The sequence below is a fragment of the Paraburkholderia hiiakae genome (assembly GCF_904848665.1).
GTDB classification, from domain to species: domain Bacteria; phylum Pseudomonadota; class Gammaproteobacteria; order Burkholderiales; family Burkholderiaceae; genus Paraburkholderia; species Paraburkholderia hiiakae.
In genome coordinates, this window is the sequence record NZ_CAJHCQ010000001.1 from 356,294 (window position 1) to 370,163 (window position 13,870).

At 66.1% G+C, this 13,870-nt stretch carries 10 protein-coding genes; 2 read left to right on the forward strand and 8 right to left on the reverse strand.

From position 1 onward, the window contains the following. Positions 1-495: 495 nt before the first annotated feature. The 3 genes from JMY28_RS01590 to JMY28_RS01600 all read right to left on the reverse strand — a co-directional run bounded on the left by JMY28_RS01590 (position 496) and on the right by JMY28_RS01600 (position 3,878). Positions 496-1,035, reverse strand: a complete 540-nt coding sequence (locus JMY28_RS01590; RefSeq protein WP_201693920.1) for a flavin reductase family protein — start codon at positions 1,033-1,035, stop codon at positions 496-498. Between the two features lie 177 nt (positions 1,036-1,212). Next, positions 1,213-2,034, reverse strand: a complete 822-nt coding sequence (locus JMY28_RS01595; protein ID WP_201693922.1) for a class I SAM-dependent methyltransferase — start codon at positions 2,032-2,034, stop codon at positions 1,213-1,215. Next, complete coding sequence (locus JMY28_RS01600; protein WP_201693924.1) at positions 2,031-3,878, reverse strand: alpha/beta hydrolase family protein; 1,848 nt, start codon at positions 3,876-3,878, stop codon at positions 2,031-2,033. Before JMY28_RS01600 ends, JMY28_RS01595 begins: the two co-directional genes overlap by 4 nt. Positions 3,879-4,171: 293 nt before the next feature. Here JMY28_RS01600 and JMY28_RS01605 point away from each other — a divergent pair, with 293 nt between their 5' ends. Both JMY28_RS01605 and JMY28_RS01610 read left to right on the forward strand, forming a co-directional pair. Continuing rightward, positions 4,172-6,331 carry an acyltransferase family protein gene (locus JMY28_RS01605; RefSeq protein ID WP_201693926.1) on the forward strand — a complete coding sequence of 720 codons (2,160 nt, stop codon included), beginning with the start codon at positions 4,172-4,174 and terminating at the stop codon, positions 6,329-6,331. 28 nt (positions 6,332-6,359) lie between these two features. Continuing rightward, a complete protein-coding gene (locus JMY28_RS01610; protein ID WP_201693933.1) occupies positions 6,360-7,835 on the forward strand; it encodes an oligosaccharide flippase family protein in 1,476 nt (491 codons plus the stop codon). Between the two features lie 75 nt (positions 7,836-7,910). On the opposite strand, the gene JMY28_RS01615 is transcribed toward JMY28_RS01610, so the two are convergent. The 5 genes from JMY28_RS01615 to JMY28_RS01635 form a co-directional block, all read right to left on the reverse strand. Next, positions 7,911-9,032: a glycosyltransferase family 4 protein gene (locus JMY28_RS01615; protein WP_201693936.1), complete on the reverse strand. Its 1,122-nt coding sequence runs from the start codon at positions 9,030-9,032 to the stop codon at positions 7,911-7,913. Positions 9,033-9,199: 167 nt separating this feature from the next. After that, on the reverse strand, positions 9,200-10,354 hold the full coding sequence (locus JMY28_RS01620; RefSeq protein ID WP_201693938.1) for a glycosyltransferase family 4 protein: 1,155 nt from the start codon (positions 10,352-10,354) through the stop codon (positions 9,200-9,202). Further along, entirely contained in the window at positions 10,351-11,529 is a 1,179-nt protein-coding gene (locus JMY28_RS01625; protein WP_201694588.1) for a glycosyltransferase family 4 protein, read from the reverse strand. The genes JMY28_RS01620 and JMY28_RS01625 overlap by 4 nt, the downstream gene beginning before the upstream one ends. A 14-nt stretch (positions 11,530-11,543) precedes the next feature. Beyond that, complete coding sequence (locus JMY28_RS01630; protein WP_201693940.1) at positions 11,544-13,103, reverse strand: hypothetical protein; 1,560 nt, start codon at positions 13,101-13,103, stop codon at positions 11,544-11,546. Positions 13,104-13,112: 9 nt separating this feature from the next. Beyond that, positions 13,113-13,646, reverse strand: coding sequence for a GNAT family N-acetyltransferase (locus JMY28_RS01635; protein WP_201693947.1), 534 nt, complete (start codon positions 13,644-13,646; stop codon positions 13,113-13,115). Between the last annotated feature and the right edge of the window lie 224 nt (positions 13,647-13,870).

The following is a 13,870-nucleotide window of genomic DNA, read 5'->3' on the forward strand; positions in this document are numbered from 1 at the left end:
GCACCGAGCGTTGTTAGCACTCTCATGCGGTGAGTGCTAATTATATGGACGAGGGATGACAAATTCAAGAAGTGGGGCGGAACGGGGGAATGCGGGCGTCAAGACAGCCTGGATCGGTGTCCGACAGCAGCGGCCGACACGCAGCCAATCATCAGAATTTCTCAATAAAAACAAAGCCATAGAGAAAGGCTGCGCTGAATGCGGCAAGGCCCGGGAGGCGCTACGGCCCACCGCACCAAGGCTGGATTTGCCCCGCGTCGCAACGATTCAGACTTCCCAGGGGAATCCCGAAGCTGGCTGAGAAACCGTCCGTCACGCGGCTGTGAAGCCGCCTCTCCTGTATCGGCAACAAAAGGGGCTGGATTGATGGATATGTCCCGAATAGAGCGCTGGGGCGCCAGTCGATCGGAAAGCGCGGCGACCAGAAAAGCGCCGAACTCCCGGTAAGCTGGATTTGAACCGATGAATCCGGGCGCGACGGAAAGTCAAAGCGCCTCAGCGCCCCTGCGCGACCGACGCGTAACGGCCACCGTAAAACACGAGAGGCGCATCCTCTTCCAGCGAGAACGAAAGCACCTCGCCGACGAACAGCGTGTGATCGCCGCAAGGGTGCCGGTCGACGACCCGCGCGGCGAAGCGAGCGAGCGCGCGGTGCAGCAGCGCCACGCCGCCCAGTCCATCCACCTCTGTGAAGCACGGCGCGAGCCATTCCTGGGGCTCTCCGGCGAAGTGCCGGCTGTGCGACTCCTGCTCTTCGGACAGCACGCTCACGCCGAACAGCTCGGCCTGCATCATCCGCGTGTGCATGCGCGCGTGATGTCCCACCGAGACGACGATCAACGGCGGCCTGAGCGACCCCGACATGAACGCATTCGCGGTCATCGCGTGCAGCGCTTCGCCCGTGCCCGTGGAAATCACCACGACGCCAGTGGCGAAACGGCCGAGCGCGTTACGTAAGCGGCGTTCGTCCAGCTCGCCGCCGGGCACCGGACTTTCCGCCGAATTCTCAGCCCTGCGCAGTACGTTCGCGTGCATTGTCGCTCTCCTCCATGCGGCCGTATCGTCTTCGCGGCGAACAACACCGCCTTCGACCACGTCATTGAAACCGCGCGGCCACCGCCCGATCTGTGCGAGCGCAGACAGATCCCTTGCCCTTCCCACTTCGCTCGCGCGCTTGTGTGAAGCACCGCACGCAAGCCGCGAGCGCGCCCCTCAACCCTGCTTCGGCTTGCGCGCGATGAAATGAAACCAGAACGCGTCGCTCGAGGTCTTTTCCGCCGGAATGCGCTGACCGTCACAACTGCCGAACACCGCATCGATTTCGAAGCCGAGCGAGGTGAGCTGGCGCCGCTGCTCTGGCAACGTCGTGTAAACAATGACAATGCCGAAGAAATGCGCGCCCGCGGTCTTGATCGAATACCCCGGGTAGTCGCGATGAAAACGCACATGCCGCAGGTAGTTATACGTCGCGAGCGGAAACACGCGCATCGAGCGCAGCGTGCGCCAGCCAAAACGCAAAGGATTCGGCGAAAACCGCGGCAGCAGCTTCCAGATACTTTCGTTAAAGCCCGGGCCTTCGCGGTTATGCGTCGAGAACAGCACGAGGCCGCCGGGCCGCGTCACGCGGTACATCTCCTTGAGGATGCGCACGCGGTCTTCATAGTCCACACAGTCGATGCCGTTCCAGCTGAACGCCGTGAGCGCGAAGTGGTCCGACGGCAGATCGGCCATGTCGCGCGCGTCCATGTGGCGCAAGTCGAGGCCCGGAAAGCGCGTGCTCGCCTGCTCGAGCAGCTTCGCCGTGTAGTCGATGCCGGTGTACTTCTGCGAAATCCGCAACATCAGCGGAATCGTGCGGCCCGCGCCAATGCCAATATCGAGAATCGGCTCGCCCGCGCACTCGGCATAGACCCAGTCGAACGCGGCTTCTTCGCCGAGATCCGTGAAGGTCTTGCCCATCGTGAATTCGCGCATTGCATCGTGCGAGTTCCACGCGCGCTGGTTGATCTGGTCCAGCGGAAGCTCAATGTTCATTGATGCGCTCCATCAAGATGAGAACTGCAAGTAACCTGGCTTGCTCGCTCGACCGCCACACGCGGCCGTGCAACCGGCACAGGGCCGTGCCATGCTGTTTCGTCCTGCGTCTGCCGCTTGCAGAAACGCTCGAAAAACCACTGCCGCGCGTCGGCCATTGCCGCTTCGCGCGCAGCCTGGGTGAAAAGTGCGTGATCGAGCTTCGGCAGCGTCGCCGCGCGCACGCGCGTAAAGCCGCGCAAACCGCCCATCTTTGCGCCGAACTGGACCTTGAGTTCGTCGAGGCCGAGATCGTAGTCGCCATACACGAGCCGCACTTCGGCGCCCTTCGCGTGAATACGCTGCATCAGGCGTCGCGCCTCGCCCGGTGCCGGCGACCAACCGGTAGTCGCGTCGATGAAGTCAATCACACGGCGCGTCATCGTGCGGGTGAATCGCTGCGCGAGGCCACTGACCACACGCGAAAGCGAGGTCTCGCCGCGCAACACCTTTTTCCATTTCTCCACGCTGACCGCGGATTGCCTCAGCACCCGGTTCGACGCGAGGCCCGTCGTGCCGGGCGTGCGGTCGGCGCCGTCCCAGATGAACTTCTGCAGGTTCACGCCGAAGCTGCCGACGACATTCGGATGCTGCGCGCACGCGTGCAGACCGACAAAGGCGCCACCGCACACACCGAACACGACCACGCGAGCATGGCCGCGCGCCACGAGCCAGTCGACGCCACGCGCCGCATCCGCGGAGGACTCCGGAGAATAGATCGTGTCGAGCGTGACCGAACGCGCGGCCGGCGTGCTGTCGCCGAGACCGCCGAGATCCATTCTCAGCGACGAAATACCGAGCGCCGCGAGCCGACGCGCGAACAGCACGAAAATGCGTCCGTCGCCAATATGGTGGCTCGCGCCCGTATTGAGGAACAGCAAGGCGGGCGCATCCGCGCGCGGGTCGGCGCTCTGGCAGTGCACGCCGAAGTAGTCGCCGAAGACCACCGGCTGCTCGATGAATTGCGTAGCTGCGAGTTGCGGTTGCGCCCAATCGCGCGGTTCGAACGCGGGCGTCGCGCCTGCGTCCTCACGCAGCGGCGCATTAGCGAGCCACTGCGTCACGGCATCGAACGCAACGACAGGCTCTTCGCTGTACAGCGCCTCGACCAGGAAGCGGTCCGCCTCGTCGAACGACTGGCGCTCTACTTCAACACCATGCGCCACGTAGTGATCGACGAGCGCACCGGCGCGCGCGCGGTCGCTCGCATCGAGCAGCAAAACACGACGCGCGGGCGCTTTCGTATCGGCGCGCAGATCGACCACACCAAGCCGCGCGATATCGTCGCCGTGCAGGCCGAAGCCGAACGCTTCGACGTAAGCCGCCGATTCGGGAATCGGGTCCGCCGTCATGCCTGCCGGCGTGCTCAGCCAGCTTTGCCGATGCGCTCGCAATTCCCGCAGATAGTTGCGGCCCGACAACGCGGGCGAAAGCAGCACGAGGCCGTCGATATCGCCGATGCGCTCGCCTGCGAGCGCCGCGAGCGTCGCGCCCAGGCGCAGGCCGCACAGGGACACCTGCGCCACGCCCGTGCGTTCGCGCAGATGGCGCACCGCGGCCGCGATGCTCTCGATCCAAGCCTCGACGCGGCCCGGTTCTTCCTCGTCGCCGAGCGAATCGCCGGCGCCGGGATAGTCGAAACGCAGCACGGGCATCCCGCTCGCCGCCAGGCGTTCGGCGAGGCGCCGCCAGCCGCGATGGGTGCACAACGCGTCATAGCCGAACGGATTGCACAAGACCACCCCATGCCGGCCGTTAGCCGGATGAAGCCAGCCGAAACAGCCGTCGAAGACGACAGGTTCCATCGGATATCCCTATGCGATGACGCGGCAAGAATGAAGGATGCGTATGACAGCCGCTCGGGCGCGTCGCGGTATTGGTCAGGTGCAACGCAACGGTGTGGGACAAACCCTTACTAACTGGGGAGGATTTAACCAGACGCCTGTCGGTGTATCTGTACGGCCGGCCACACTGCATGCCGCGCTGCAGCGGCACAATTGGGCCAACGATAAAAGCCGTTTGCTCCGATGAATGCGGTGCTGCGGCTTGGCCCGGCATGCGCCGCCCAATCACCGGATCCGCTCAGTACGAGTCCGCCATGCGAATGACAAACCACGCCGCCCCACTCTCCGTGAGCGACGGCGGCACGCCATCGAGCATCGATGCGTCCGGCGTCGCGGCACGCTCTGGCGCGCTTTATCGCGACGGAGGCGACGCAGCCGCCGCGCCCGACACACTCGGCAAAACCGCCCGGTCCGGCGCCGCGCACGCAGCGCCCGAACACCTGCGCGCACCGAAGTACCGCCCCGACATCGACGGGCTGCGCGCCGTCGCCGTGCTCTCCGTGCTGGCCTTTCACGCATTCCCGTCGCAACTGCGCGGCGGTTTCGTCGGCGTCGATCTCTTCTTCGTGATTTCGGGCTTCCTGATCAGCACGATCATTTTCGAGAGCGTCGAAGACGGCCGCTTCAGCTACGTCGAGTTCTATATCCGGCGCATCCGCCGCATTTTTCCCGCGCTGCTCGTCGTTCTCGCCACCTGTCTCGTGGCCGGCTGGTTCCTGCTGATGCCCGAGGAGTACCAGCAACTCGGCAAGCATCTCGTTGCAGGTGCAACGTTTCTCTCGAACATCGCGCTCTGGCGCGAAGCCGGCTATTTCGACGATACCGCCGCAACCAAGCCGCTGCTGCATTTGTGGTCGCTCGGCGTGGAAGAGCAGTTCTATATTTTCTGGCCGCTCCTCGTGAGCTTCGCGTACCGCCGCCGGCTCGGCTTCCCGCTGTTGCTCGGCGGCATTGCCGCCGCATCGTTCGCTGTGAGCCTCGTCACGTCCGTCTCGGATCCGACCGCGGCGTTCTACTCGCCGCTCTCGCGTTTCTGGGAACTGATGATCGGCGGCTCGCTCGCATGGCTGCTGCTGCACCGCCCAAGCCTCGTGCAGTACGGGCCGCGCGCGTCGAATGCGCTCTCGGCGGCGGGGCTCGTGCTGATTGGCGCGGCCGTCCTCTTCATCAACGAGAACGACGTATTCCCCGGCTGGCGCGCGCTGCTGCCCACCGTCGGCGCGTTTCTCGTCATCTGCGCGGGGCCGCGCGCGTGGCTCAACAAGCACGTGCTCGGTACTCGCATGGCCGTTTCGATCGGCCTGATCAGCTACCCGCTGTATCTCTGGCACTGGCCGCTGCTCTCGTTCGCGAACATTCTGGAGGGCGGCCTCCCCGTGCCCGTTTCAACGCGCCTCACGCTCGCGCTCGCGAGCATCGTGCTCGCCGCGCTGACCTACCGCTTCGTCGAGATTCCCATCCGCACGAAAAAGGCCAACCGCCGGCAAACCGTCGCGCTATGCGTCATGCTCGCTGTGCTCGGCGCGGCTGGCGCGGTGCTGTTCGCACGCGCTGGCGTGCCCACACGCGCAGCGGCCGACAATCCCGGCTTCGCGCTGTACACGCAGAACGGGCAGATGCGCCGCGTGCCCCCGCCTGAGGCTTGCCATCTCCCCGACCCGAAAGCGGAAAGCTTCTGCACGGCTTACAACTCCGCCGCCACCGGCAAGTTGATGGTTCTGTGGGGCGACTCGCACGGCGGCGCCTGGCTGCCGGTGCTGCAGAGCATCGCGCTGGAGCGCAACATGCGTCTCATCGCGTTCGTGCATGTTGGCTGCCCGCCGCTTCTCGACACGCGCCGCAGCGACGGCGCGCAAGACGGCCGCGAATGCAGCCAGCTCGGTCTCGCCGAACCGATTGCCTCGGCAATCGGCCAGCTCAAGCCCGCCGTGGTGTTCTACATCGGACGCTGGAGCCTCTACGGCAACGGCTGGACGCGCGCTGGCGAATTGCAGAAGGCGACCCACTTCGTGACGACGGACCCGAACGGCGCGGCCACGCTCGCCACGTCGCGCGCGGCCCTCGCGAGCCAGTTTCCGCTCACCGTCAAGGCGCTTGCCGCGAGCGCGCCGCGCCTCGTGATCTTCCAGAACCCGCCCGTGCTCGAGGGCAAGCTGCTGCCGCGCTTCTACGCGAATCCCGCGCGCATCGAGCCGTCGGCGGCCGCGAATCTGCAGACCGAGGCGTTCGAGCGCAAGCTCGTCGAATCGGCCGCGTCGATACCGAACGTGCGCATCTTCGATCCGGTGCCGCGCCTGTGTCCCGGCGCGACCTGCCAGGCGGTGCTCGACGGCGTGCCTATGTACGAAGACGACAACCACGTGAGCGCGCAGGGTTCGCTGCTGTTCAGACAGGCCATTCTCGACGCGATGTGATTCACCTGCTCAACCGATCGCCACACTCATGGAAAAAGCCGTTCTCCGCAACATCGTCATCAACTTCGCCGGGCTCATCGCGCCGACGCTCGTCTCGTTGATGACCGTACCGGCCTACATCAAGCTGCTGGGCGTCGAGCGCTACGGCGTGATCAATCTCGTGTGGGCGCTGATCGGCTACTTCAGCCTGCTCGATCTGGGCACGAGCCTCGCGACCGAAAACCAGATCGCCAAGGTGCGCCGTGCCGAAGGCGACGCCGTCGAACGGATCTTCTTCGGCGCATGTTTTCTGAACCTGTGCACCGGCATCATTGGTGGGCTCGTCGTATGGTCGTGCGCATCGCTCTACATCACGTACGCCATGCACATCGAACCCGTGTTCCGCCACGAGCTGATGAGCATCCTGCCGTGGATCGCCGTGGCCGTGCCGCTTGCGAACGTCACGTGGGTGTTCGCGGGCGCGATCACGGCCGTCGAGCGCTTTGGCAGCTACAACACGAACCAGACGCTCGGCACGTTCCTGTTCCAGGTGCTGCCGCTCGCCGCCGCCTACTGGCTCTCACCGACACTTTCGGTGGCGATTCCGGCCGCCGTCATCGCGCGTCTGATCGCGGGCGTGCTGCTCGGCTTCGCCACTTTCCGAGCGCTCGGCATCACACGTCTGCGCAAGCCCGAGCGCAAGGTCATGGCCGATCTGTTCGCCTACGGCAAATGGACGCTGCTCTTTTCGGGCGCGGGCGCGATTGCCGGCACGCTCGACCGCGTGCTGGTCGGCGCGATTCTGGGTGCGCGCTTCGTGACGTTCTACTCCGCGCCGCAGAACCTCGTCACGCGCCTGAACATGCTGCCTTCCGCCATGCTGCGCACACTGTTTCCGCGCCTTTCCGCTGCGACGCACGAAGATGCGCACAAGCTCGCGCGCGACGCACTCGCGTTCCTGAACGGCGTGTTCACGCCGTGCATGATCGTCGCGCTCTTCGCGCTCAAGCCCTTCCTCGAAATCTGGCTCGGCGCGGCGATCGCAGAGGCTGCGGCGCCGGTCGGGCGCGTGCTCGTCATCAGCGTATGGCTTGCCGGACAGTCGGGCATTCTCGGCATCCTGATCCAGGCGCAGGCGAATCCACGTAGCGTCGCGCGCATCAGCTGGCTGCAACTGCCCTTCTTCGCCGCTGCGCTCTGGGGCGCGACGCACGCATTCGGCCTCGTCGGCACGGGCGTCGTCGTCGTGGCCAAAGCGCTGTGCGATTACGTCGTCTACACGTACTTTGCCCGCGTGCAAACGCGCGGCATCGTCGGCAACATGCTGACGCACCTCGCGTTCCTCGTTATCGCGTTCGCCCTCGCCTGTCTGCCGCTCGGCATCGCGGCGGCAGCGGCGATCGCGCTTGCCACGGTGGCAGCCAATCTTGCGCTGTCACTGCATCAATCTGCGGAGTTGCGCAAGCTCGCGCGGCGCTTCGTGATGCGTACGCGCGTGTCTCAGGGCCAGGATCGGCTTACGTGAATTGAGCGATTGTCAGGCGGATAGAGGGGAAGTCGGCCGAGCGGGCAACGCAGATCGAGCGCGTTGCCCCGAAACTCAAGGCAAAACGTTGCGCGACGGCGCAGCAGCCACGGCCTCGCGGCCGCGCGGTGAACGCGCCGCCGCGAGCGCCTGCTCGTAAAGCGCCACATAGCCGTCGCACACCGTCTGCGCGGAGAACTGCCCGAGATTGCTCTGACCGCGCTTGGCCAGCAGCGCGCGAAACGCGGGATCGTCGAGCAGGCGCACGATGGCCTGCGTGAGCGCCTGCGGCTCTGCCGCCGGCACGAGCAGCGCAGCCTCTTCGCCGCCCACCATCTCGGGGTTGCCGTCCACGCGCGTCGCCACCACGGCGCAGCCGGACTCGCGGGCCTCGCACAGCACGAGCCCGCCGGGCTCGCGGTGCGCGGCGTTCACGAAGACGTCCGTTTGTGCGAGATAGCCCGTCGGGTTGGCGACAAAACCGGTGAAGTGCGCGCGGTCGGCCACGCCGAGCTCGCGCGCGAGCGCTTGCATCATCTCGCGATCCGGCCCGTCGCCGACGAGGTAGAGATGGGCGTGCGCAAAACGCTCCGGCAGTGCGGCGAACGCGCGCAGCAGGTCATGAATACCCTTGCGCTCGTACATGCCCGCCACCGTCGTGATCGCAGGACGGTGCAGCTCGGGCGCGGGCCCCAGCGGCAAGCCGCTGCGGCGCGGCGAGCCCACGGTGCCGTTGCGCACCACCGAGAGCTTGGCGGCAGGCACGCCGCGCGCTTCCATGGACTTCGCGACGACACCCGTCACGGCGACGACACGGTCCGCAAGCCGCATCAGCACGGCGCTCTTCTGGAACTCGTTGTGCACGGTCGCGAACAGCACGTAAGGCCGGCGCACGCAGGCGAAACGCGCGAGCATCGTGCCCGTCACCATGTGCGCGTGCACGATGTCGGGCTGGAACTCGCGAATGAGCCGCCGATAGCGCGCGAGCATCGCCGGCGCGCGGCGCAGCTGGCGCGATTGCGGCACGTGCACGTGGCGCACGCCATTGCTCGCGTAGAGCGATTCGAATTCGCCGCCGGAGGACGCGACGACCACGTCGTGGCCCGCCTGCGCCTGCAGGCAGGCGAGGTCCGTCATCATGTTGACGATGCCGTTGCCGATCAGTTGAGCGTGATTGGCCAGATGGATGATTTTCATGCTGCGCCCAGGTCCGTCCCGCGGTGAGAAAAGCGGCCTCTGCCGCCGTTTCGCCTGACCGGCGCGCGAACACCGCGCACCGGCAACATGCCGATCATAAAAAGGGCGCGTGGGCGCGTCTGTGCGGCTGCGCTCGCTCGGATGCGGGCGCCTCGCCCGCCGCTCAATCAGCTTTGGTCCAGCACCTCGCGATACACCGCAGCCACCTGCGAAGCCACCGCCGCGTAGTCGAAACGGCTGCGCGCGTACTGGCGGCAGCTCTCGGCATCCGGCAGTGGATGCGTGCCGAGCAGGCAATCGACAATGCCACGGCCGATCGCATTGAAACCGATCGAGGGCAGCACGAGCCCTGCTGAAAGCGGCGCTACCGCCTCGGGCAGGCCGCCCACCGGCGTCACCAGCACCGGCGTGCCCGCCGCCAGCGATTCGACCGTGGTCAACCCGAAGCCTTCGAGCGTGACCGTGGGCACGACGCTCAGATCGGCGGCGCGATACCACAAGGGCAAATCCTCGTCGGAGACAAAGCCCGCGAGCGTGACGTGAGACTCCAGCCCGCGCGCCGCGATGCGGGCCCGCAACTGAGCTTCCAGCATGCCTTTGCCGGCAATCGTCAGATGCACGTCCGGCACGGACTGCTTGACCACGAACATCGCGTCGATCAGATCCTCGAGGCCCATGCGGGGAACGAGGCGCCGAATGCAGAAGAGCTGCGGCCGGTCCTGATGCAAGCCGAGCCGCTCGCGCGCCTGCGCTTTCGTATGCGGCGTATCGAAGCGCGCGACGTCGACGCAGCCGGGCACGACCCGAATCGACTCCTCCGGAATGCGGTAATCGGTTTGCAGCACGCGAGCGAACGCCTGCGAAAGCACGATGTGCCGGCGCGCGCCGCGATAGACCGTTTGCTCGATCGCGTGCCGCACGGCATGCGAAAGCTTGCCGCGCCCGGACGCCGACGATTCGGCCGCCCACGGCCCGTGGAAATGCACGATGCGCGGCACGCGCGCGAACACACCGAGCGTGGGTGCGGCGTAGAGTGCGAAATGGCTGGCCACGACGTCGGGCGCTCGGGCGCGCTTGAGCCGGATCGAGTGCCGGCGCGCGCCGCGCAGTCGCGCGCCCAGACCGTCGCGCTCACCCGCGAACGCCTGCACGAGGCCGTTGGTCTCCGTCTGCACGTTCCCGGTGCCGGCCACGAGGCCGCGCACGTCCACGCCCTGCGCCGGCAGGGATTGGATCAAGGCCATGAACATCCGGTCGAGTCCGCCTGGGCGCTCCCGAAACCAGTGCATGCCGATCTGAAGCGAGTCGATACGCTCGGTCATGATCGTGCCGACATCGCGGGCGCCGCGACCTGCGCCCGCCTGGCTGCGTCGCTTCGCGCGATCTCCTCGTACAGCGCGAGATAGCGCTCGGCCATGGCCTGCCACGTGAGCGTTTTGGCAAGCTCGCGCGCCGCGCGCCCCATTTCGCGCGCATAGTCGCGGTCGCGGGCAACGCGCTCGACGGCGCTCGCAAGGCCTTCCACGTCCTCGGGGCTCTCGAGCACCACGCCGCAACGGCTGTCGATCACTTCGGAGCCGCCCGCCGTCGCCACCGTGATGACGGGCAGACCCGCCGCCAGCGCTTCGAGCATGACGAGGCTCATCGCTTCGTAGCGCGAAGGAAACACGAAGGCGTCGACCGAGCGCATCAACGCTGGCATGTCCTTCACCAGATCGAGGAAATGCACGCGATCGGCCACGCCCAGCTCGCGCGCGAGCGCGGGATAGGGGCTGTTGCGCAGGATCCCGGCCACGGCGAGATGCACGTGCGCCGGCGTCGACGCGAGCGCGCGCAGCACGGCGTCGAGGTTCTTGCGCGACACGCGCAAATCGCCCGCGAAGAGCAGCATGAACGGTTCGCCTGGAAGTCCGAATCGATCGCGTTCGCTTGCGCCCGGCGAGAACTGGCAGGCGTCGACGCCGTTGTGGATCACGCGCAGGCTGCCCGGCTCGATGCCGAGCGCGCGCACCTCTTCGCCCACCTTGTGCGACACCGGCACGACCACGCGCGAGCGGCGAAACGCCCAGCGTTCGCACCACGCGTTCAGGCGCGTATAGATCACCTGATAGGCGCCATACCAGCCGTCGGCGAGCCGGAACGGATAGAAGCCGCACCGATACCAGCCGTCATGCACGAAATGCACGGCGTTCACATCCGCGCGCGTCCAGGTGATGAAGCCATTGACATGCACGATGTCGAACTCGCGGCGGTGAGCCCGGATCCACACGGCGCTTTTGATCGCGAACATCTGGTACTGGAGCAGGCGGCTCGGCAGGCGGCTTTCGCGGATCGGCACGTGGCGCACACGAGGATGCGCGAGCAGTTCCGGCGCGACCATCGAGGACACGATCGTGACGTGATGCCCCGCCGCCAGCAACGCGCGCGCGATTTCATAGTTCACGCGCCCTTGCCCGTCGTTATCCCTCACGACGTGCGTGACGATCAGCACTCGCAGTGCGCTGGCGGCGTTCATGCGCGCCTCCGCCGGCGCGCGCGGGCGATTGCCTCGTTGCGCCGCTGCTGTTCGCGCGAGTAGCGCACGCCGATCACCGGCATCACCACGCCGAACATGAAGTACATCCCGCTGGAACCCTGCATCGTATCGATCATGACCATGATGGCGAGAATCGCGATCGCCACGCCCACGACGGAAATCGCGAAGCGGTCGCCCGGCCGCGCGAGGCTCGCGAGAAAAGCCCGCCAGAGCAGTGCAACGAGCCCGGTCACGTAGAGCAACCCGCCGCCCCAGCCGAGCACCCAGACGATGTCAACCACGCCGCTGTCGAGCGACGCGATGATCTGCGCGTGCGGGTCGGCGAGCTTTGCGGCAAGCCCCGTCGAGCCAAGACCGTGTCCGGCAAAACTCTCTTCGGCGATCGAGGCAAAATTGGTGTAAAAGCCTTGGCGTGCCTGAAAGCTGTTGTCCTCGCTGAGGTTCCCGATGGTGGCCATGCGCTTCGCGAGCGGCGCGGTGATCTGATCGATCAGAAGCATGGGCGTGCACAGCCCGGCGAACAGCAAAATGGCCATGATGAGCCGCAAACGGCTGCGCACATCGAGCATGGCAAGCGGATAGATGAGGCCGATGACGACCGCGCCCCACGACGTGCGCACCGCCGTGAACAGCAGCGCCGGCACGCCCGCAATGCCCGCGGCGATTTTCAGCTTGCTGGGCGACGCGATCGACATGAGAAGGCCGACCATCATCGTCATGGAGAACGGCCCGGCGGAGTTCATCGTGCTGCAAATGCGCATGCCGAATGGCACGGGGCTGCCCGACGACGACTCCATGCCCGACTGGGCAAGCCAGAATATGGTCCACGGCGGCGGCGACACGTATTGATAGATCCCGTAAAAGCCCATCAGGATCGTGCCCCAGACGAACGTCTTGAACAGCACCTGCCGAAATTGCGGATAGAGCCGCCAGTTCTGCATGATGTACCAGCCGATGAAGATCGGCTGCACCCAGCCGACCATCGTGTAGGTGGCGGGCACGATGCCGAACTGGGCCACACCCAGCACGTAGCCATACGCGACGGCGATCAGCAGCATGATGAGCGGCGCGGCGCGGCGCTGGCCGAGCTGCCGATAGTTCAGCACCATCGAAATGCCGCACAGGCTCGCCGCAACGAACGGCGTCATCATGATGATGCTGGTCGAGTTGAACGCGCCGTTAAAGAAGTCCGCGAAGCGCCGCACTTCCGGCGTGAGGAAGAACAGCCAGCATACGTACGACAGATAGTGGGCCGGATAGCGCCGGTACAGCCAGTACGCGACCGCGCAGCCCATCGGCATGAAGGTCATCTCGAGCAGACGCCCTTGATGCGCGAGGATCAAGGCGAACGTGAGCAAGAACATGGCCATCGGCGTGGCGAACGGGCCGATCAGGAAGCGCGACATCGAGCGCGAGCGGGCAGGCGCGCGGGCGCGCACCGGCCTGCGTGCCGGGATCGGGCCGGGTGCGGAGCCGGGCAAGGAGCCGGGTCGTGACCCGGGCAGCGACCCGGGCATGGCAGTAGCCTCACTCATCTCGCGCCCTCAAAGCAGCTCGAACGTGCTCGCGGCGGAAAGCGCGCCGCGCTCGCGCCGCCGCGCGGTGAACGTGCCGTGCTCGCCGCGCATCTGCCGCACGAGCCCGATGAACGGCACGCCGTGCTCCAGAAACGGCCCTTCCGTCTTACGAAAGCCGAACTGCTCGTAAAAACCCTTCAGGCTCGCCGGCGCGCTCACGCGCACGGCGCGCCCCGGCCAGCGCTGCGCGATCGCCGCAAGCGAGCGCTCGATCAGCATCTCTGCCGTGCCGTCGCCGCGCCGCGCGGGGCTCGTGAGCACCTTGTCGATGGTGATTTCGGGGTCCTCGGCGTCGCCGGGCTGGATGCGCGCATAGGCGACCACCGGCATGGGCCGGCCCATGTCCTCGACGGCGAACACATGCAGCGCGCGCTCGTCGTGCCCGTCGGCGTCGAGACATACGTGGGACTGTTCGACAACGAACACAGCGCTACGCGCCCGCATGACCAGATACAGCTCGCGTGCGGTGAACTGTTCGAATTCGAGCGTTTTCCAGTTCATTGATCCTCCTCAAGCTTTCGTTCCTTCGCGACACGCGGTGTCGCCATGGCCACACGTTACGCCTCGCGACCCGTCGATCTCCGTGCGGAAGCGAACCGACGATGCTGCATCGCGATCCGTTTAATACGAACAACCGGCACGCCTGGCTGCCCGCGCAACGCTTGAATCGCCGGAGCACCGCGCACAAGGCAGTCCGGGACATCGACTTTTAGCCGTGAAGATCC

Excerpts from the sequence above, each read along its gene's own strand:
- JMY28_RS01590 (WP_201693920.1), bottom strand. The coding sequence starts at position 1,035 with ATGCACGCGAACGTACTGCGCAGGGCTGAGAATTCGGCGGAAAGTCCG.
- JMY28_RS01595 (WP_201693922.1), bottom strand. The coding sequence starts at position 2,034 with ATGAACATTGAGCTTCCGCTGGACCAGATCAACCAGCGCGCGTGGAAC.
- JMY28_RS01600 (WP_201693924.1), bottom strand. The coding sequence starts at position 3,878 with ATGGAACCTGTCGTCTTCGACGGCTGTTTCGGCTGGCTTCATCCGGCT.
- JMY28_RS01605 (WP_201693926.1), top strand. The coding sequence starts at position 4,172 with ATGCGAATGACAAACCACGCCGCCCCACTCTCCGTGAGCGACGGCGGC.
- JMY28_RS01610 (WP_201693933.1), top strand. The coding sequence starts at position 6,360 with ATGGAAAAAGCCGTTCTCCGCAACATCGTCATCAACTTCGCCGGGCTC.
- JMY28_RS01615 (WP_201693936.1), bottom strand. The coding sequence starts at position 9,032 with ATGAAAATCATCCATCTGGCCAATCACGCTCAACTGATCGGCAACGGC.
- JMY28_RS01620 (WP_201693938.1), bottom strand. The coding sequence starts at position 10,354 with ATGACCGAGCGTATCGACTCGCTTCAGATCGGCATGCACTGGTTTCGG.
- JMY28_RS01630 (WP_201693940.1), bottom strand. The coding sequence starts at position 13,103 with ATGAGTGAGGCTACTGCCATGCCCGGGTCGCTGCCCGGGTCACGACCC.
- JMY28_RS01635 (WP_201693947.1), bottom strand. The coding sequence starts at position 13,646 with ATGAACTGGAAAACGCTCGAATTCGAACAGTTCACCGCACGCGAGCTG.